Source organism: Rhodospirillales bacterium (assembly GCA_018666775.1).
GTDB lineage: Bacteria > Pseudomonadota > Alphaproteobacteria > SMXQ01 > SMXQ01 > JABIXC01.
This window is the reverse complement of sequence record JABIXC010000016.1, coordinates 31,816-51,452: the sequence shown is the minus strand read 5'-3', so window position 1 is coordinate 51,452 and position 19,637 is coordinate 31,816. Positions and strand designations below refer to the sequence as shown.

At 53.6% G+C, this 19,637-nt stretch carries 19 protein-coding genes; 11 read left to right on the top strand and 8 right to left on the bottom strand.

Going from position 1 to position 19,637, the window contains the following annotated elements; translation table 11 throughout:
* Nucleotides 1-3 precede the first annotated feature (3 nt).
* The 8 genes from HOJ08_07845 to HOJ08_07810 all read left to right on the top strand — a co-directional run bounded on the left by HOJ08_07845 (nt 4) and on the right by HOJ08_07810 (nt 7,639).
* The gene (locus HOJ08_07845) at nt 4-2,316 is read left to right on the top strand and encodes a xanthine dehydrogenase family protein molybdopterin-binding subunit (GenBank protein ID MBT5673345.1); all 2,313 of its coding nucleotides are present in this window, start codon (nt 4-6) and stop codon (nt 2,314-2,316) included.
* 127 nt (nt 2,317-2,443) lie between these two features.
* Entirely contained in the window at nt 2,444-3,274 is an 831-nt protein-coding gene (locus HOJ08_07840) for an alpha/beta fold hydrolase (GenBank protein MBT5673344.1), read from the top strand.
* Nucleotides 3,271-3,675, top strand: a complete 405-nt coding sequence (msrB, locus tag HOJ08_07835) for a peptide-methionine (R)-S-oxide reductase MsrB (protein MBT5673343.1) — start codon at nt 3,271-3,273, stop codon at nt 3,673-3,675. Before HOJ08_07840 ends, msrB begins: the two co-directional genes overlap by 4 nt.
* An 18-nt stretch (nt 3,676-3,693) precedes the next feature.
* Nucleotides 3,694-4,515, top strand: coding sequence for a sulfite exporter TauE/SafE family protein (locus HOJ08_07830; protein ID MBT5673342.1), 822 nt, complete (start codon nt 3,694-3,696; stop codon nt 4,513-4,515).
* A gap of 27 nt (nt 4,516-4,542) precedes the next feature.
* Nucleotides 4,543-5,283, top strand: a complete 741-nt coding sequence (locus tag HOJ08_07825; GenBank protein ID MBT5673341.1) for a hypothetical protein — start codon at nt 4,543-4,545, stop codon at nt 5,281-5,283.
* Between the two features lie 23 nt (nt 5,284-5,306).
* A complete protein-coding gene (locus HOJ08_07820; protein MBT5673340.1) occupies nt 5,307-6,026 on the top strand; it encodes a hypothetical protein in 720 nt (239 codons plus the stop codon).
* 57 nt (nt 6,027-6,083) lie between these two features.
* Nucleotides 6,084-6,887, top strand: a complete 804-nt coding sequence (locus HOJ08_07815) for an alpha/beta fold hydrolase (GenBank protein ID MBT5673339.1) — start codon at nt 6,084-6,086, stop codon at nt 6,885-6,887.
* 26 nt (nt 6,888-6,913) lie between these two features.
* Entirely contained in the window at nt 6,914-7,639 is a 726-nt protein-coding gene (locus tag HOJ08_07810; protein MBT5673338.1) for a hypothetical protein, read from the top strand.
* 97 nt (nt 7,640-7,736) lie between these two features.
* Here HOJ08_07810 and HOJ08_07805 read toward each other — a convergent pair whose 3' ends face one another.
* Complete coding sequence (locus HOJ08_07805) at nt 7,737-7,970, bottom strand: hypothetical protein (GenBank protein ID MBT5673337.1); 234 nt, start codon at nt 7,968-7,970, stop codon at nt 7,737-7,739.
* 285 nt (nt 7,971-8,255) lie between these two features.
* On the opposite strand from HOJ08_07805, the gene HOJ08_07800 reads away from it, so the two are divergent.
* The 3 genes from HOJ08_07800 (at nt 8,256) to HOJ08_07790 (ending at nt 11,565) form a co-directional block, all read left to right on the top strand.
* Nucleotides 8,256-9,353 carry an ornithine cyclodeaminase family protein gene (locus tag HOJ08_07800; GenBank protein MBT5673336.1) on the top strand — a complete coding sequence of 366 codons (1,098 nt, stop codon included), beginning with the start codon at nt 8,256-8,258 and terminating at the stop codon, nt 9,351-9,353.
* Between the two features lie 9 nt (nt 9,354-9,362).
* Complete coding sequence (locus tag HOJ08_07795) at nt 9,363-10,610, top strand: MFS transporter (protein ID MBT5673335.1); 1,248 nt, start codon at nt 9,363-9,365, stop codon at nt 10,608-10,610.
* Between the two features lie 202 nt (nt 10,611-10,812).
* Nucleotides 10,813-11,565, top strand: a complete 753-nt coding sequence (locus HOJ08_07790; protein ID MBT5673334.1) for a GntR family transcriptional regulator — start codon at nt 10,813-10,815, stop codon at nt 11,563-11,565.
* A 5-nt stretch (nt 11,566-11,570) separates the two neighbouring features.
* Here HOJ08_07790 and HOJ08_07785 read toward each other — a convergent pair whose 3' ends face one another.
* The 7 genes from HOJ08_07785 to HOJ08_07755 all read right to left on the bottom strand — a co-directional run bounded on the left by HOJ08_07785 (nt 11,571) and on the right by HOJ08_07755 (nt 19,628).
* Nucleotides 11,571-12,884 (bottom strand): 2Fe-2S iron-sulfur cluster binding domain-containing protein, encoded by a 1,314-nt coding sequence (locus HOJ08_07785; GenBank protein ID MBT5673333.1) that lies wholly within the window; start codon nt 12,882-12,884, stop codon nt 11,571-11,573.
* A 13-nt stretch (nt 12,885-12,897) separates the two neighbouring features.
* Nucleotides 12,898-13,269: a (2Fe-2S) ferredoxin domain-containing protein gene (locus tag HOJ08_07780; GenBank protein ID MBT5673332.1), complete on the bottom strand. Its 372-nt coding sequence runs from the start codon at nt 13,267-13,269 to the stop codon at nt 12,898-12,900.
* Nucleotides 13,270-13,282: 13 nt separating this feature from the next.
* A complete protein-coding gene (locus tag HOJ08_07775) occupies nt 13,283-14,407 on the bottom strand; it encodes a DUF4340 domain-containing protein (protein ID MBT5673331.1) in 1,125 nt (374 codons plus the stop codon).
* Nucleotides 14,408-14,409: 2 nt separating this feature from the next.
* Complete coding sequence (locus HOJ08_07770) at nt 14,410-16,443, bottom strand: ABC transporter (protein ID MBT5673330.1); 2,034 nt, start codon at nt 16,441-16,443, stop codon at nt 14,410-14,412.
* 6 nt (nt 16,444-16,449) lie between these two features.
* On the bottom strand, nt 16,450-17,184 hold the full coding sequence (locus HOJ08_07765) for an ABC transporter permease (GenBank protein MBT5673329.1): 735 nt from the start codon (nt 17,182-17,184) through the stop codon (nt 16,450-16,452).
* On the bottom strand, nt 17,181-18,128 hold the full coding sequence (locus tag HOJ08_07760) for an ATP-binding cassette domain-containing protein (GenBank protein ID MBT5673328.1): 948 nt from the start codon (nt 18,126-18,128) through the stop codon (nt 17,181-17,183). Before HOJ08_07760 ends, HOJ08_07765 begins: the two co-directional genes overlap by 4 nt.
* A gap of 192 nt (nt 18,129-18,320) precedes the next feature.
* Nucleotides 18,321-19,628 (bottom strand): 2-methylfumaryl-CoA isomerase, encoded by a 1,308-nt coding sequence (locus HOJ08_07755; GenBank protein ID MBT5673327.1) that lies wholly within the window; start codon nt 19,626-19,628, stop codon nt 18,321-18,323.
* Between the last annotated feature and the right edge of the window lie 9 nt (nt 19,629-19,637).

Below are 19,637 nucleotides of genomic sequence, written 5' to 3'. Positions count from 1 at the left end.
AAAATGACGAAAATGATTTCACCAAAAGATTTTGATGTTTCGCGCCGCGACCTTCTCAGGGGTGCGGGTGCATTGGTGGTTGTCATGGGCGCACAGCCCATTGTGGCAACCAAAAAAGCTTCGGCAAAAACCATGGCGGCCTTTGGGTCGACCAAAAAGCCAAAACTGATCCCCGATCAACTGGACACGTTCATTGCGATGACGTCAGACGGCAAAGTCACGGCGTTCTTTGGCAAGATGGATATGGGCCAGGGCGTCGATGTGGCGGTTTCCCAGATTGTCGCTGAAGAGCTGGATGTTAATTACGAACGGGTGACCACCTTGATGGGTGATACCTTGCACACGGTCAATCAGGGCGGTGCATCGGGATCATTCGGGGTGAAATGGGGCGGCAAGGCCATGCGCGTCATCGCCGCCGAAGCCCGCCGCGTTCTGGTCGAAGAAGGTGCGAAGCGATTAAAGGTTGATGCGGCCACCCTGGAAGTGAATGACGGGGTTATCAGCGTCAAAGGGAATATGTCTAAAAAGATTTCCTACACCGATATCCTTCAGGGCAATTATTTTAACAGCAAGCTCAAGTGGAACAAAAAGCTGGGCAACCGATTGTATTCCCACGGCAAGGCCAAGCCCAAAGCGGTGAAGGATTACCGCGTTGTTGGCAAACCTTTCCCGCGCGTCGATGTTGCCGGCAAGGTGTTTGGCACATCGGACTTTGTGACCGACGTCAAGGTGCCGGGCATGGTTCATGCCCGGGTGATCCATCCCACCCAGGCTGGATCAAAGTTAAAGGGTTATGACGCGGCTTCCATCAAGCACATCAAGGGCATTACCGTTGTCCAGAAAAAGAACTTTTTGGCCGTGGTTGCCGATAATGAATGGGATGCCATTCAGGCGGCAGAAGCCATCAAGGTCAATTGGAGCGGCGGTGGCAAGGCACCCTTTGGCGATCAAAAAGATCTTTACGATCACATCCGCAAAGCACCGGTGATCAAGAAAAAGAACAAGCACAAAAAAGGCAATGTGGATAAGGCCCTGAAAAAGGCCGCAAAGGTTCTGACATCGGAATATGAATTTCCGTTCCAGTCCCATGCTTCCATGGGCCCGGCCTGTGCGGTGGTCGATTCCACGGCGACCCCTGTGATGTTGTGGACCGGGTCTCAAAAGCCCCATTACACGGCCCTGGGCGTTGAAAAAATGCTGAAACTGCCAAAGGGTTCCGTGCGCGGGATTTGGATTCCAGGCCCCGGTTCATACGGTCGTAACGATGCCGGGGATGCTGCCATGCAGGCGGCGTTGATTTCCAAAGAAGTGGGTAAACCGGTCCGGGTTCAGGGCATGCGCCATGAAGGCACGGGCTGGGATCCAAAGGCGCCGGCCTCTGTACATTCTTGCCGAGGCGGCATTGATAAAGACGGCAATGTCGTTGCCTATGAATTTATTTCAAAGGCGTTTGATCGGCAAAATGTGCGGTCCAATGAATCCAAGCCCAGAGATAATCTTGCGGGTCAGGCGCTTGGGGTAAAATTGAACCCCCGCAAGTTCTTTTCTGAACCCGATAACATTTATGACGTGCCCGATTACAAGCTGGGCTGGAAGGTGATCCCGCCATTTTTAAAGCGCAATTCACCGCTCAGGACATCACATCTGCGCGACCCCATTGGGCCCCAGATTCAGTTTGCATCGGAACAGTTCCAAGATGAACTGGCCGAAACCGCAGGGATGGACCCGGTTGAATACCGGCTTAAATACCTGCGCACCCAACGCGACCGCGATGCCATCACGGCGGTGGCCAAAAAGGCCGGGTGGAAGTCAAGGGTTGGTCCACGCAAAGGCCAAAAAAGCAAAAATGTGGTAACCGGTCGGGGCATTGCCTATGCCCGTCGTTCGGGTTCGTTCGTGGCTGTCATATCCGAGGTCGAGGTGGACAAACGGACAGGCCGGATCTGGCCCAAAAAATTCACCGTTTCCCACGATTGTGGCCTGATCATCAATCCCGATGGTCTGACCCGGTGTGTTCACGGCAATGTCGGTATGGCCTTAAGCCGGGCACTTTATGAAGAGGTGATGTTCAGCCCCGATGCGGTGACCAGTGTCGATTGGGAAAGCTATCCCATCGCCGAAAGCCCCGACACCCCGGAAACCATTGATGTGGTGTTGATCAATCGGCCGGACAAACCGGCCATGGGGGCGGGGGAACCCTCCACCCGGCCGGTGGCTGCGGCCATGGCGAATGCCTTCTATGATGCCACGGGTGTGCGTCTTCGAACCGCACCCATGACCCCTGCGCGGGTTAAGGCGGCATTGGCCAAAGGATAAGGTTAAACACCCTGAGACGCATAAGACGGCGGGCCATATTGGCCCGCCGTTTTTCTTTTGTCTGATGCTTGCCCAGCGAAAGCGGATCGCTTAAATTTTTGCGTGCTGTAATAAAGGAGATATCCATTTGCCAAGCGTAGAAACCCGTGGGGCATCCATTGTTTATGATGATACCGGTGACGAAACAGGGCGTCGCCCTGTTGTTGTGTTGGTGCATTCCGTGGGCCTGTCCACCCGCGAAGGCTGGCGCGGGCAAGTGCCGGTTCTGGCCCGCAATTACCGGGTGATCACCTATGACATTCGGGGGTTGGGCGAATCATCGTGTGGTGATGCGCCCATGGGTGTTGAAACCTTCACTGAAGACCTGATCGCATTGTTGGATCATTTGGGCATTGATAAAATTATTCTCATGGGCGTGTCGCTGGGAAGCTTTATCGGTCAGGCCTTTGCCTGTGCCCATGGGAATCGGTTGACCGCGCTGGCGTTGGTGTCCACGGCGTGCCGGATCAAGGGCGGAAATTCCGGGGTGCGTGCGGCGCGCAACACCGCCATTCGCGAACACGGTATGAAAATCGCCGCTGGCCCTCAAATTGACAGCCATTTTCCCGATGATTTCCGTGCCGCCAATTCAGGATTGATGGATTGGTATCGAACCCATTACATCAACAATGATCCAGACGCCTATATTGCCATCATGGAAGATTTGGGGCGCTTTGATTATTGCGATCGATTGGCTGGCATTGCTTGCCCAACCTTGATTATTGCTGGCGGCGAAGATGCCAGTTCTGTCGCGGGGACTAAACCGGGTGAAAGTGCAAGATTAGTGGCTGCAAAAATTCCGGGTGCCAGGCTTGAGATTATCAAGGGGGCCCATCATTATCCCCAGATTGATCATGAAGCGGTATTTAACGCCGTCATGTTGGATTTTTTTAAAACCGTCACACAGGAAAAACCATGACCGATAAAATCACCAAAACAAATGAGCAATGGCGCGCGCAACTCTCAGCGGATGAATACCGGGTTGCCCGTGAAAAGGGCACTGAGCAGGCCTTTACCGGGCGCTATTGGGATTGCCACGATCATGGCACCTATCATTGTATTTGCTGTGGGACGGCACTTTTTTCTTCTGAAACAAAATTCGAATCCGGTTCTGGCTGGCCCAGCTATACCGCTCCCATAGAACCGGGCGTGATTGAAGAAGTGCGCGATAGCAGTTTCGGGGCGGTGCGCACCGAAGTGGTGTGTGGGCGCTGTGATGCCCATCTTGGCCATGTGTTTCCAGATGGCCCGCCGCCCACTGGTTTGCGCTATTGCATCAATTCCGTATCTTTGAACTTTGAAAAGACCGACGCATCGTGATGCCTGAAAGGCAAATTTATGAATGATCCAACCACGCTGGTTCTGATTGCCATGGCCCTTTTTTGTGCTGGCGTGCTTTCAGGGCTGGTGGCGGGGCTGTTGGGCACAGGCGGGGGCATTGTTTTGGTGCCGGCCTATTATTTTGCCCAAGGGTTTTTAGACATTGATGTGGCCGTGCGCATGCATTTGGCGGTGGGGACATCGCTGGCGGTGATTGTGGTGACGGCGGCAACCTCTGCCAGGACCCATTGGCGTATTGGCGCAGTCAATTTTTCAATCCTGCAAAGCTACGGGCCGGGCATTCTGGCCGGTGTGGCCATGGGCACGGCATTGGCATCGGTGGTGTCTGGCACGGCATTGGCGGCGGTTTTTGCCAGCATCGCAATTTTGGTTGCCGGAAATCTGGCAGCGGGTGAGCCCCGCGTTACCTTGGGCGACACCATGCCCGGGCCCATCGGCAGTTTTGCCTTTGGCAGTGGCACCGGGGCGGTTTCTACCATGGCTGGGATCGGCGGCGGTGCGGTTACCGTGGCCATCTTGACCGTGTTTTCAACGCCCATTCATATGGCCGTTGGCACGGCGTCTTTCGTGGGCCTGTTGGTGGCCATTCCGGGCGCGTTGGGTTTTGTTGGCATTGGCTGGCAAACCGCTGGGTTGCCGCCGTTTTCGGTTGGCTATGTTAATCTGGCGGGCTTTGTGGTTTGTGCTCTGCCCGCCATGGTGATGGCACCCATTGGGGCGCGTCTTGCGCATCGTTTGCCGCGCCGCCATCTTACCCGTATATTTGCATTGTTTCTGGGCGCGGCCGCATTGCGGATGTTCTGGGATATATTTGCTTAAGGCATAAAATAAAAAAGGGGGGCAATCATGGTTCAGTGGGATAAAATTCACGGTCATCGCGCGCGTATTGGCTATACGGTCGCAGCAGTCACCACAGAGGTGTATCCCATTGATTGGTACCGCATTGTGCCCGATGGCGTGTCGTTGATGATGATCACCCTGCCGCTTGGGGATCGTTCCAAAAATGACGTTGAAAAATGTTATGAAATTTCCATTGAATCCGCCCACACCTTTGCCCGTGCCGGGGCCGATCTGGTGCTTTTGGGCGGGCTTCCCATCAACATTTCAAAGGGCGAAGGCACCATTGAAGAATTGATGGCAGGCTTGGAGAAAGAAATTGGCGTGAAGGTTTCATCTTCTGCATTGGCCCAAGTCCATGCCTTCAAGGCCCTTGGTTCCAAAAAGGTGGCGGTCGTTCACCCCTTCTTGCCGGACCAAAACCCGCGCCATGAAAAAACCATTTCTGAATTTTTTGGCCTGGAACCAACGGGCGTTTATTCGGGCGGTTCTGCTTTGGTGTCGCTTGGCACCCTTACCCCTAAATGTGCGTTGGATTGGGGGCGGGCCGCCATGGCAGAAAACCCTGATGCCGATACGCTTTATTTTGGTTGCCCCCACTGGACGGTGATTGATGCGATTGCGCCATTGGAAAAAGAATTTGGCATTTCAGTCATGACATCGCTTCAGGCCATCGCCTGGGAATCCATGCGCCAAACCGGCGTTGATGATCGCGTTGACGGGTTTGGCCGTCTGCTAAATGAATTTTAAAAAACAATAAAAGGAGAATCCCCATGTATGGACATCGTGCAAGGATCGGCTATTGCTCACCCCCCTTTGTGACCGAAACGTTTTGTTATGAATTTTATAAAATGGTGCCCGATGGCGTGACCTTGATGATCACGACTTTGGAAATCCGCACCCGCACCAAAGAAGAGGTTGTTGGCTGTCATGAACGCTCATTAGAGGCGGCCCAGTACATGGCTGATTCCGGTGCCGATGTTGTGGTGCTGGGCGGCAACCCGGTGAACCAGTCCTTAGGCGTTGAAAACCTGCCAAAGCTTTGCGAAGACCTCGGCAATAAAATTGGCACGAAAGTGGTGACCTCTACCCAGGCCCAGATTGAAGCCATGACGTTACTTGGGTCCAAAAAGGTGGCCTCCGTCCATTGTTACGAGCCGGAACATAATGACCGCCATGAACAATCGGTGCGCAATATGGGGTTTGAACCCACAGGCATTATTGCCGTGGGTTCAGATTTTAAACATATCGGTGCCATTGATGTTGATGTTGCTTTCAAGCTGGCATCTCAGGTGAAGGAAGAAAATCCCGAAGCCGATACCATTCATCTGGGCTCGGCACACTGGGCCGTGGCCCATGTTCTGGACAAGATCGAAAAGGAATTGGGTGTTTCTGTCATGACATCACAACAAGCCATCACCTGGAAGGCCCTGCGCACCGCAGGGATTACGGAACCCATTGAAGGCTTTGGCCGGCTGCTGCGCGAATTTTGATCTGTAAAACAAACCAAGTGATTGTAGAGGGTTGGCAAAGCAACCAAGGGGGACTGTATGCCTAAAAGTAACGCCAATGGCGTTGAAATTCATTACGAAGTAACCGGTGAAGGCCCGCCCTTGGTGTTGCTGCATGCCATTCCATATGATCATACCTTGTGGCTGTATCAGGCCGCCCATTTTTCCACCTGGTTTAAGGTCATCTCCGTTGATTTGCGCGGTTGGGGGCGGTCTGAAAAAGTGACAACCCCTTATGATTTTGAAGAAATGAGCGACGATATCATTGGTGTTATGGATGATATTGGTGCCGATGATGCCATCGTGATGGGCTGTTCCATTGGTTCTAAAATGGCCTTGTTGCTGGGCGGAAAATACCCAGAACGGTTCCAGGCGGTGATACAGGTGGGCGGCAATTCAGCGCCTCAGGATATGGACCGGCGGATCAAAGGCTACGGCGAAGAAGATTTTCCACCGTACCGCCATGCCCATCTGCGCTATGGGGTGCGCGAAACATTCGCCGATTCACCCATGGGCACCTATTTGGTTGATAATTTCTGCGAACGCCATTCCTGGCATGACCCCAAGGCCGTGGTTCAGGTATTTGAGGCATTATGCCGGGGGGATGCACGCGATTACCTTGCGGCGTATACCCGCCCAACCCTGATTATCAATGGTGAATTTGATGGCGCGCGCCCAAAGGGTGAAAAAACCGCAAGCCTTATTCCCGGGTCCCATCATCAGGTGCTGGCAGGATGCGGTCATGCCTGTATGATCGAAGACCCCGCCGCATTTGATGCGGTTGTGATTGAATTTTTGAAGGAATACAGCCTGATGCCCCAATTGCCGGGTGAGGGTGAATAATAAAAAAACAAACAAGGAGAAACATCATGCCCATTTATGGTCACCGCGCGCGCATTGGATACACCTCGCCACCATCGGCCACAGAGGTGTTCCCATATGAATTTTATAAAATCGTTCCCGATGGCGTGACCTTGGTGGTGCACACCTTGCCCTTGGTAGAACGCAATGATGAAGAGGTGGACCGTTCCTATGAGGCGAGCCTTAGGGCTGCAAAAATTATGGCACGGGCAAAGGTCGATATTCTGGTCTTTGGTGGCCTGCCCATCAACGTGTCAAAAGGGTTTGATAATCTGGATGTCTTGATCGCAGACACAGAAAAGGAAGTGGGCATTCCCATTACCACGTCGGCCACGGCCCAGCGCGAAGCTTTCAAGACTCTTGGCTGTAACAAGGTGGGCATTGTCCACCCCTATGACACCTCCCATGATGAACGGCATATGAATTACATGCGGGAATTTGGCCTTGATCCTCAGGGCTGTGATCGGGCAGAGGCCAAATTTATAGAGCTGGGTTTGGTCGAAGAAGAAAGGGCCTTGAAGTTGGGGCGCTCGGTCAAGGCCCAGCATCCCGACATCGACACCATTTATTATTCCTGCCCCCACTGGGCCATGATTGGCGCCATTGATGTTTTGGAAAAAGAATTGGATGTCACAGTGGTGCAGCCCATTCAGGCTATCATCTGGCAGGCATTGCGGCGCACCGGTGTGACCGATTCGATTCCTGGATACGGGCGCTTGCTTGCAGATTTCTGATCGGGTTTTCCAGATAGAATAGCAAAGGGCCGGAGAATTCATTTCTCCGGCCCTTCAGTATGCTCAGCAGCGCTACTTGCGCTCAAAAAATTCTAGATCAACCTGGTTCTCTTTTTGCAAAGAGCCACATGATAATCGCGATGGCTATTAGGCCAACAAGGCCATTATTTCCGAGCGCCTTGATGAGTGTCAGCAAATTGCCAACGACATCACCAATAAAGGCGACCTTCGGACCGATAAGAATCTGGACGACAATGCCCAGGGCGACAAGTAGAAGGCCGACTTCAGTAATTTGGCCGAGCCAACCTTTTATTTTATCAAGGAATGTCATACATCCCCCTCCTTCGGATCTCTCTCTTTCTCAGGCGACAACTATATCTTTTTGGGGGGCTGTTAATATGCCGAGAATGAGAGATTTTTTGGTTTAGCCACCCCGAGAACGCCACAAGTTGTGGCCTCCAGCTGTTATGCCACAATATATCGTGTTGCTTGTCAACAATATTTTAACCATGATTCATGCCCTCAAATCGGTTTTGGGCGGCAATCATGTGACAGAACGCATGGAAAACGCCATGATAGACACCATAAAAAGATCAAATAAGGGGGGCTATTTGGGATGACGATTATAATTACCGATGATGACATTGAGCGTCATTTATCTATGCGTGAATGCATCGATGCCATGGGGACAGCGTTCGCTGATTTTTCTAAAGGGGATGCTGTTAATCTGCCGCGCGCCAGATATCAGGCGCGCCACCGGGATCCCAAACAACGCTATTTCGCTAACGTCCATGTCGGTGCCGTGCCATCGGTGGGGCTGGCATGCGTGCGCGCGGGATCACAAATCATCACTCCGCCCACACCTGAAAATAATCGCCGCATTTATGAAAACCCCCGACCTTTCAATTGGGGGTTTGTGATTTTGTTTGATATTGAAACGGCCGAACCCCTTGCCTTGATGCATGAATATTATCTATCCGGGATGCGGGTGGGGGCCACATCTGGTCTTTGCGTGGATCAGGTTGCCCCCAAAGACGTGAAGACCCTTGGGCTGTTTGGGACGGGAAAACAGGCAGGCAGCGCTTTTGATGCCATCAATACGGTCCGCGATTTTGAACGGGTTATTGTTTACAGCCCCAATCCGGAACACCGGGAAATGTTCGTCACTGAAAAGCGCAAACAATGGGGCGATAAGGTTGAGGTCATTATGGCTGACACCCCAGATGCACCGGTGAAGGGCGCCGATGTAATTTGCTGTTGCACCACGGCGATGGAGCCGGTGTTTGACGGTAATTTGCTTGAAGACGGCCAGCTGGTTGTTTCCATTGCCAATTCTGATTCCACGAATAAAAAACGCACAGAAGTGGACGAAGCTACCTACGCCAAGGCCACCAACATCATCGTCAATGATTGGGAAAGTGTGATTGATAACGATCAGACGGAACTGCTAGAGCCCCTTGATGCGGGCACCATCAAACGCGAAAGCATTGTTGAACTTGGCGATATTATTGCCGGGAAGGAAACAGTGAAGTCCGGCGGGGAGGGTATCGTTTATTACAAAAATAATTCAGGGCTCGCCATTCAGTTCGCCGCCACGGGGCGCATCGTCTATGATCGGGTGATGGCAGAAGGCACCAACAAACAAATCCCCACAGAATGGCTGGGCACTGATCTTGGTGCCCTGTATGAGGCCGGTTTCAGGCCTTCACCATGATCGGTATTGATGCTTAGCGGCTTCGGCAACATAACGCGGGTTCTGGTTAATCCCAATTACCGTTGGTATCTCGGCGGTAATTTCTGCACCAGCACGGGCAACTGGGTCCAGCGCGTGGGCATGGGCTGGCTGACATGGGAATTGACCCATTCCGGTGCCTGGCTTGGGGTTATCGCCTTTGCTGATCTGGCCCCGACCATTCTCTTTGGCCTTCTTGCCGGTGCCATCATTGACCGGGTCGATTCCCTGACGGTGTTGCGCGTCACACAGGTCCTTTCTGTTCTTCAGGGAATAGGGCTTGCGGTGATGACCTTGGCTGGACACATCACCATAGAATGGCTGGTTTTCTTTGCCACGTTGCATGGGTGTATCAGTGCCTTTAACCGGCCCGCACGAATGACGGTCGTTTATAATCTGGCAGGCCGTGAAATGTTGTCTTCTGCCATTGCCTTGAATTCCATGATTTTCAACACCAGCCGGTTTACCGGGCCCGGCATCGGCGGGGCCGTCATCGCATATGGGGGTGTGGGATGGGCATTTGCGTTGAATGCCTTGACGTATTTATTTTTCTTCATCGCCCTGATGGCTATCAAGCTGGCATCGGACAAGCCCGAAACCCCCGCCCGCAAAAGCCTGCTGTCATCAACGGCGGAAGGCTTGCGCTATGTGCGTGGCCATCAAGGCGTTATGTTGATGATGTTGATCATGATGATATCGGGCATGCTGGCAAGGCCATTTACTGAATTGCTTCCAGGATTGGTGGACGCGGTCTTTCATCGGGGGGTGAATGCCTATTCTACCATGCTGATTTTGCACGGCAGCGGTGCCATGGTCGGGGCTTATTGGTTGGCGCAGCGGGGGTCCATCACGGGCCTGACCCGGGTCACCATCGCATTTCTATGTGTGACATCCCTGTCCCTGATCGCTTTTTCACTGGCGCATTCATTTTGGTTGGCACTGCCCGTCATGTTTATCACCGGTGCCGGGTTTGCCATCATGGGAACAGGCATACAGACCCTGATCCAGACGGCCATCGATACAGAAATGCGCGGCCGTGTTATGGCGCTATACGGGATTGTTGCCCGCGCCATACCGGCATTCGGGGCGTTGATCATGGGTATTTCATCTGAATTCTTTGGCCTTATGACGCCTATTCTGGTGGGCGCAACCTTAAGCCTTGGCTTGTGGGTTTGGGCGCGAGGGTGCCGAAATACCATTGCCGCACAGGTGGAACGCGAGCAGGTAAGTGGCCGATAAAGGCCTTGAAGGCGCATTTGTCCACATGCGCGCCATGATGTAACATGATTTAAAATGAAGCGATTGTACGCTTTGGCACACAGACCCCAATAATTATGTATTATATAAGTATCTAGCTGTGTGCCATGAGGGCCACACATCGGCGGGCATTGGTGACAGGTTAATCGAAGGATTAACCCGGCATTGAGCGAAGACCCGCAACGTGATTGGGGTTCCGTCTATGGAAGAACGCAATCTGGGTACGGATTTTCAGCCGCTTTACCGCCAGGTAAAGGCGCTTTTGATCAAGCGCGTGATGCTGGGGGACTGGAAGCCGGGAGAGGCAATGCCCAGTGAAACCCGGCTTGCTACCGAATTTCGTGTCTCTCAGGGGACGGTGCGCAAAGCCATTGAAGAAATGGCAGCGGAACACATTGTGGTGCGCCATCAGGGCAAAGGGACCTTTGTTACGGGGCGAACAACAGAATCGCGTATCCATTTCTTTTCCATGTCGAACATTGATCACGAACCGGTGGTTCGGCGCACCATGGTTTCCATGGAAAACACCGTGGCACCAGCCAATAAAAATGAGCGAAAAACGCTGAAATTAGAAGACGGGGAAAAAGTGTTCCGGCTCCATCGGGTCCGCGCCATTGATGGCAAAGCCGTCATCTGCGAAGACATCTCAATGGCGGATCGCCTTTTTCCGGGGTTCGGCGAATTGCTGGGAAAGAAATGGCGCTCTAACACCTATTTGATGATGGAAGAACATTACGGCGTTCTGACGGCGCGTGCCGATGAATGGTTAAATGCGGTTCGTGCTGGGAAACGCGAAGCCAAAGAATTGGATATAAAGGCGGGGGACCCCTTGCTGGAAATCAACCGCATCTCTTTTGGTCTGGATGGAAATCCCATCGATATGCGCCGCATCCGCATAAATTCGCGCGAATATTTATACTACAACAGCGTCCGATAGCGCCCCTAGATATCAAGCACCAGTTTTTCCCCGGGTTTGGCACGGGAAATACAGGTCAGGATTTTGTCGCCCTTGGCTTTTTCTTCTGCGCTCAGTATCTGGTCGCGATGTTCTGCTTCACCGGAAATCAATCGCACCTGACAGGTTGAACAAAAACCCTGTTCGCACGATGAATCCAGCGCAATGCCTTCTGCGCGGATGACTTCCAAAATGGTGCGGTCCGCAGGCACGGTCAGGTCCAGACGACGGCGCGACAGGTAAATGTCGAATGCTTCATTTTTCCAATCGGCATTGGTGGGGGCAGCGGCAAACAGTTCAAAATGAACGCTGTCGTCAGACCAGTGCGCGGACGCATCTCTAACGGCTGTAATCAAGCCGCCGGGCCCACAGATATAAAGATGTGCGCCACTGGGCTGGTCTTTAAGGGTCGCTGCCAGATCCATGCCCTTGGACGGATCGCCGCCATCATGGTGCAGGGTCAGGTTGTCGCCTGCCACAGACTTGGCCATGTCCAGAAAAGCGGTTTGTTCCGCGCTGCGGGTGCAGTAATGCAGGTGAAATGCGGCACCCCGGGCTTTTAAAACCCGCGCCATGGCCAGCATTGGCGTGATGCCAATCCCGCCGGCGATCAAGATATGTGGCCCATTGCCATCGGCCAGTGGGAACAGGTTTTCTGGCGGGGTAATGGAAATGGTGTCGCCCTGGCTGATCGCATGCATCCAGGAAGAACCGCCCCGGCTTTTGGGTTCCCGCAAGACGCCAAGGGTATAATGGTTGCGTTCCGTGGGGTCGCTGGCGATGGAATAGGACCGGCGCAGCCCGCCTTCGGTGATGACATCCACATGGGCACCTGCGTCAAAGGCAGGAAGGTCTGCGCCATCTTTGGCGGCCAGTTCAAACGATTTGATGTCTGGCGTTTCCTGGGCGATGGACGCAACAGTCAAATCCAGCAATTGTGTGGGCTGGGGTTTGGGAATGCGTTGGTCCACATCAAGGACAAGGCGTTCAACGGGAACGCCGCCTTTAAGATGGCTTTCGATAATTTCATCGACATCATCATTAGATGCGGGGGAATACCAAACGGCATCGGGATAGACAACAATGGCCGGGCCCAATTCGCACCGTTCCATGCAGCCAGCTTCGGTGACCTTGATATTTTCGATGCCTTCTTCGGCTACACGTTTGCTCAGGTGCGCCATAATGGTGTGTCCGCCACGATCCGCACAGCAACTGCGGGGGTGGCCCTCTGCGCGCTGGTTGGTGCAGCACAAAACATGGGTTTCGTATAAAGGTTGTGGGTCTTCGGGCAGGGAAGCCATGTATGGGGGTCTCCTAGGATGCAGACGCTAGGTCCGCAGGGGTCCGGGCTGAGGGTTGAACCATAAGCCGCGTAACACGACCACCTTCGATGATGTGTTTTTGAACAATGTCTTCGACGTCTTGTTCCGTTTTGAAGGCATACCAAACGCCTTCGGGATACATGACCATAATCGGGCCCAGTTCACACCGGTCCAGACAACTGGATCGGTTGATCCGAATGTTGGTGACGCCATTTGCTTTGGCAAAGCGCCGCATATGCCCCATCAATTCCATGGCGCCTTTGGCCCCACAGCAGGTGCGGCCTTTGCTGCAATCGGTATCTTGCAGGCAGAAAAAAGCATGGGGATTGTATAAAAGTTTTTGTGTGCTCTCGCCGTCACTCATGGCTTTATCCTTGTTATTTCTTGGCCGGCCCAGTTGCCGGAGTGCTTGCCGGCGTTGATCCCGGCTTTGGCTGGGTCATGCTTTTCATGGTTTTGAGCAGGTTTTTGGTTTCAAACGGATTAATGGTATAGGCCCAACCCTTTGTCACCGTGTTGATTTTTAAAATTTCTTTGTCGCGCTTGGCTGTATCAACCTTGTCGCCCTTTTCAGGGTTGGGATTGGCGCGGGCGCGAAAGGTGACCCAATGTTTTTTGCCCGCCGTGGCGGCCCAGTTTTCGATGATCAGTCCATCGTAGGTAACATAACGGGTGCGCGGGGCTTGGCTGAAATCAAATTTGAGCTCGCTTTGGGGCCGCACTTCGACAAACGCCAAATTCTGGATGGCCCGGGCGATGTCTTCTGCCCCGAACAATTCTTTCAGCTCACGGGTTTTGGCCATGCCTTCAAGGGTAAAGTCCTGGTCGTTTTCGGCCTTTTTGAAAATCCTGAGGGGCTTTTCACCGGGGATGGTCAGGATGGTTTCCCGCACCCTTGGCAGGTCCACTTCGACGATCATCTGGTTGACCCATCCCTCACGTTTTTCAGGGATGAAAACCTTGCCCCGCGCCAGCCATGCGCGGTCATCGCCCGGCTTGCGGACGAACAATTGCCCGGTCCCCGATAAGGTGGGCTTTTCCAGCCCAACAATCAGATCGGAAATTTTTTCGTCTTTTGCATTAAACAATTCAATGCGTGACGCGTGGGAATTCTTTTTGCCCGTATGCTTCGCTGGGTCTTCTACCCGGATTTTCAGATATTTTGCTGCCCGGTTGGTCTTGGCCTCGATCACGGCAATCGATGCCATGCCAGCGGCAACGGCGCGGACCGAAACCAGCGGGGCCGGATAATTATAAAGCTCTTTCAGGGCCCAGTTGACCTTGCCATCCTTTGTCGTGGTAGCAACAAGGGTGGATGTGCCCGATGCGCGGGTGATTTTGATGCGCCGAACATCGTTGACCTGTGTGGCAAGATCGGGGAACAGAATCCGGCCATCGCCCCGTATTCCGGTACCGCTGTCGCTGGAAATGGTAACCCAGAACGCAGCAGCCGTGATGGTGATGGTCAGGACAAGCAAGGTGAGGAATGATTTGGGTGTCATGATTAGCCCTTTGCTTCCGTTTCCATACGCTGGCGACGGCGGCGTGTGCGGGCAAGCCCAAGGACAATGGCAGCCAAGGCCACCATCAGGGGGATCAGGGCAATGTTGAAGAACCACAGCTCCGACTTCAACTCATCGATGTCTTTACGCAAGCCCAGTTGCACATCTCGCAATTGTTTGCGCACGCCCAGCAATTTCCCTTTGAATTTATTGATTTCTTTGATCTGCTTGGGGCTGAGAATGGCGCGGTCATCTTTGTTGCGGGTTGGGGATTGTAATTCCCGCAATTTCTTTTCAGCTTCTTCGCGCTTGCTTTGCAGTTCCCGTTCCTTGGCACGTAAACGCAGCTCGGCTTTGCGGGTCAGGTCATCAACCAAATCAAAGGGCCGTCGTGAAACGCCACGGGAACGCAACCCGATCAGTTCGTCTGATCCGGTCAAATTGTCCAGCGCATTGGTCACCAAATTCATGTTGTCGGAAACCGGAATGGTGGAGGTTCGGCCAAACAGGTTCTGGACCCGAACCCAAAATTCATCCCGCAGCATATCGGAATCAGCAACGACAACGGCGTGAATGGGCTGCTTTGCTTCTGAAAGATGGGCCTTGGCCAGCGCCGCGCGCATCAGGGCAGCTTTTTTGATGACCCGGGGGTCGTCTTTTTTCAGCGCCTTCTTTTTGAACATGCCTGGCTGTGGCTTTTTTTCACCGGTATCAATATAGGCCGATGCCGGGGGCGGGCCTTTGGGGAAGGCGGTCTTTGCAGGCCCCGTCAGGCGGGCGGCAAGGACAAGACGCTTGCCCGATGGCTTGAAGTTTTTAACGATGCTTTGGAAATCCGGGCGGCCCTTTAGGTCTTCGGCCTTCAGCATCATGGATTGTTCAGATGTTGTAATCAGCGGCGTCAGGCTTAGTTTTGAGTCAGCCTTGAGGCTAAGCGCGCCAGGCGTTGCCATTACCATGTTGTCAATTTCTGTGGTGATCAGGTCGCCTTGAACCAGATTGGTTTTACGAAGCTGTAGCCATGCCGGATATTGAACGGCCACGGGGCTTGACGCTGAGCCGCCATTGACCCGCTGGGCAGACAGCATGTCGGTCGCGGCCATAGTCTTGTCATAAGACAGCCCCCATGATTTGAAAATGGGAGCAAGGTCTGAAGCGCCCGGGACAAATTTTCCACCGGGGCCGGGAATGCGACTGGCAATTTCTGACAATGGATCAACAAAAATCAGAGCGCGTCCGCCGCGCATCATGAACTGATCAATGGCATAAGTGGTTTTCTTGGTGATCCCTGCAGGATGGAGCACAAACAAAATGTCGATGTTCTTCGGGATTTCACCGGTGGTAATGGGAATGTCCTGGACCTGAAACAATTGGTCCAACTGCCCGGTCAACTGCCAGGGTCGGCCCATGCTTGACATCCGCGCCATCATGGAACCGGGGAACCCGCGCACCGGCAGCCACGATATCAGGCCGATGGTTTTGCGCTTTGGATTAGCCAACCGGTACACCACTTTGGTCAGGTCGTATTCAAGGTATGCTTCACGGCTTGGGGTGAAGAAGGGGATGATTTCTTCTTCTGCTGTGGCGTTGGTGCCAGCCAATCCGAAATAAACTTTTTCGCCAGTGCGGTCCAACGGCAGCCCCTGAAGCCCAAAGGCCACGGCTTCATCTTCGGCATCGGAAAAAGAAACCGGGTCAATTTCAGTGATGCGAACCTTGCCCCGGGAATTGGCGGCATATTCATGCATCATGTCGCGCACGCGACCGGCATATTTGCCCAGTCCCGGTAATTCTTTGCCCAAAACGGTAGAGAAGTAAAACCGGAGCGTGACAGGTTCATCGATTTGGCTCAGCACCTTGTGGGTGCCCGCAGACAGGGTGAACAGTTTGTCCTGGGTCAGATCAATGCGCGCGCCAATGAACCCGGCATGGGTCAAAACGTTGACGGCGATAAACAGGATAATCGACAGGCAAACGCCCCAAACCGCGAGTGAGCGGCGCATAATGCCAGATGAATTTTTGGACGTGTCGCTCATGATCTCTCAGCGCGCCTTCAAAAGGGTGACAAGAATAACGTTGATGAACAGGAACAATGCGATCACCGACAGGAAATAGACCATGTTCACCATGTCCAGAACGCCCTTTGAAATCGCATCAAAATTGGCGAGGAAACTTAATCCTGCAACAACATTGATCACTTCGGGGGCGGCCCAGCCGGAAATGAAATTCAGCACCAATGGTGTGCCCGAAACGGTGAACAGGATGCTGACCATGACGGCCAGAACAAACGCGATCACCTGATTTTTAGAGGCGGCGGAAAAACAGGCCCCGATGGCAAGATACGCACCGGCCATAACCAGCGATCCAATATAACCAGCGGCGATCACGCCGTTATCGGGGGACCCTAAATAGTTGACCGTGATGACAATGGGGAAGGTCAGCACCAAGGCAATGGCTGTGAAAACCCAGGATGCAAAAAACTTTGCCAACACAGCCTGGGTGGCAGAAATGGGCAGGGTTAACAGCAGCTCAATGGTGCCGGTTTTGCGTTCTTCGGACCACAGGCGCATGGAGATGGCGGGGACCAAAAGCAGATACAACCAGGTGTGAAAGGCAAAAAATGGTGCCAGATCAGCTTGCCCTCGATCGAAGAAGCCGCCCATGAAAAAGGTAAGTGCGCCCAGCAATGCCAGAAAGATAACAATAAAGACATAAGCCACAGGCGTGATGAAATAACTTGCCAGCTCGCGGCGAAACAGGACCCAAACGACGTTCATGAAACGCCTCCGTGTTTCCGGGCTTTGGGCAAGGTGACATCCCGGAAAACATCTTCCAGATGGCCGCGCTCTATCCGAATGTCGGCAACGGAAAGGCCGCGTTGGCGAACCAATACGCGGATGGGTTCAAGAATATCGGTGCTTGGATCAATGGGGCGAACAAACAGATCGCGGTCTTCAATTTCTGCATGGGCAACGCCGGAAAGGGCGCTGACGTCACCAATTAATTGTTCCAGGGTTTCGCGGGTGGCGGTAATGGCGACACCTTGATGGCGGTCTGATCGTGATTCCAGTTCCAGAGGCGTACCGTCGGCAACCACGTGGCCGCGCGCGATAATGATGGCCCGGGAACAGACGGCATCCACTTCTTCCAGAATATGGGTTGAAATGATGATGGCCTTGTCTGCGGACATTTCCTGAATCAGGCTTCGGACTTCGTGTTTCTGGTTGGGGTCTAACCCGTCGGTTGGTTCATCCAGAATCAGAATATCGGGATCATGCAACAATGCCTGGGCCAGCCCGACCCGGCGTTTATAGCCCCGCGACAGGGTTTCAATAGGCTGATAGAGGACGTCTTCTAACTGTGTGCGATCGGCGGCGCGTGCCACGCAATCCCGGGCTTCACGCCCTGAAAATCCGCGTATGCCCGCAATAAATTGCAAAAAACCCAAAGGGTTCATTTCCGAATAGCTGGGCGCGCCTTCGGGCATATAGCCGATGCAGCGTTTGGCCTCGATGGGATCGGTTGCAACGTCAAAGCCGCAGACCTGTGCGCTGCCCGCATCGGGCTCCAGAAACCCTGCGATCATTTTCATGGTGGTGGATTTTCCGGCACCATTGGGGCCTAGAAATCCCAGCACTTCACCCCGTTCCACGGAGAAAGAAATCCCGTTCACGGCCTGAATCGCACCAAAATGCTTGTGCAATCCGTCGACTTCAATCATCGCTGCCATGAACTCAGGGACCTCCCGGTCACTTTTTTATAATAATTACTGTTTTTTCAGGCATTTGGGACCGATCCACCCAAAAGCCGGAGGTAATATCTAGTTTTCAAGGGGGGGCACGTCAAGACCTATCGGGGATTATTCAGGCAATCCGCCCCTCAAGGGGTTTTTCGCCCCAAAATCTGTCTAAATTTAGGCAACGGTGCCGTTATCATGAAGGTTTCCGATCTCGCCGGAGCTCATGCCCAGAACATCGCCCAAAACCCAATCGGTATCGGCCCCAAGGGTTGGTGCGGGTTTTACGGCCATGCGGGGGAATGCCCCGAAGGAAAGGGGGCTGGCGGGGGTTAAAAGTGGCCCGATCCCCGGGTGCTCAACCATGGAAAACAGCGGGTTATCGGTCGAACATCTGGGATCGCTTTCCACCAATTGGCGGAACGTCTGGTACGGGCCCCAGCAAACGCCGTTGTCATCAAAGGCTTTTGCCACATCGACCAAGGTATGGTTTTTGATCCAGGGCTCAATGATGGCGGCGATTTCATCGCGGGCCCGGAAACGGTTGCCTTGGCGGGAAAGATCAATCCCCAGCGTGTCTTGAAGGGCGCTGATGGCATCATTGGTGTCCGTGGCCCGGACAAGACCCTGCCATTGGCGACCGGTCAGGCCCACCACCATGACCCTTGGCCCGTCTTTGGTTTCAAAATCTCTGCCAAACCCGCCATATAGGTCATTGCCATAGCGCGGGCGGTCTTCTTTGTTGATGGCAACTTCGCCAATAATGCCCAAGGCCCCGGTTATGGCCAAGGCAACGTCGGATAGGGCCAGGGTTACCTTTTGGCCGGTCTGGGTGCGGGCGCGGTGGCGTTCTGCAGCCAAAATGCCCGTTGATGCCCATAACCCACAAATGGCATCCCATGCCGGCAAAACATGGTTGATGGGGGACTCATTGGTTTCTGGGCCATCAGGGCCTGTCGCATACGGAAAGCCCATAGCGGCATTGATGGTATAGTCGACAGCGCTTTTGCCTTCATGGTCGCCGGTAATATTTACCATGATAAGGTCTTCGCGGATGGCTTTAAGGCGGTCATAATCCAGCCAGCCCCGGGCCGGGAAATTGGTCAGGAAAATGCCCCGGTTATCGCCGGGGGCGGTGATCAATTGGGTGGCGATTGCGGCCCCTTCGGGGCGGCCAAGATCAATGGCGATAGATTTCTTGCCTTTATTAAGCCCTGCCCAGAACAGGCTGGCACCCTCTTCACCCTCTGTGTCTTCTGTGTTCACGACGGGCCAGCGGTGATAATCCAGCCCCCCGCCGATGGGATCAAAGCGGATGACCTCAGCGCCCAGCTGGGCCAAGGCCATGCCGCCAAGGGGTGCTGCGACGAAGGCAGAGCCTTCCACGACGCGCAAGCCAGAAAGCAGCGCATTGGGCTCCGGTGTTGGTTCCTTTGAATCTGGCGAAGGCTCGGCGGCCTTGGGATCTTTGATTTTTGAGTTCATACCCATACT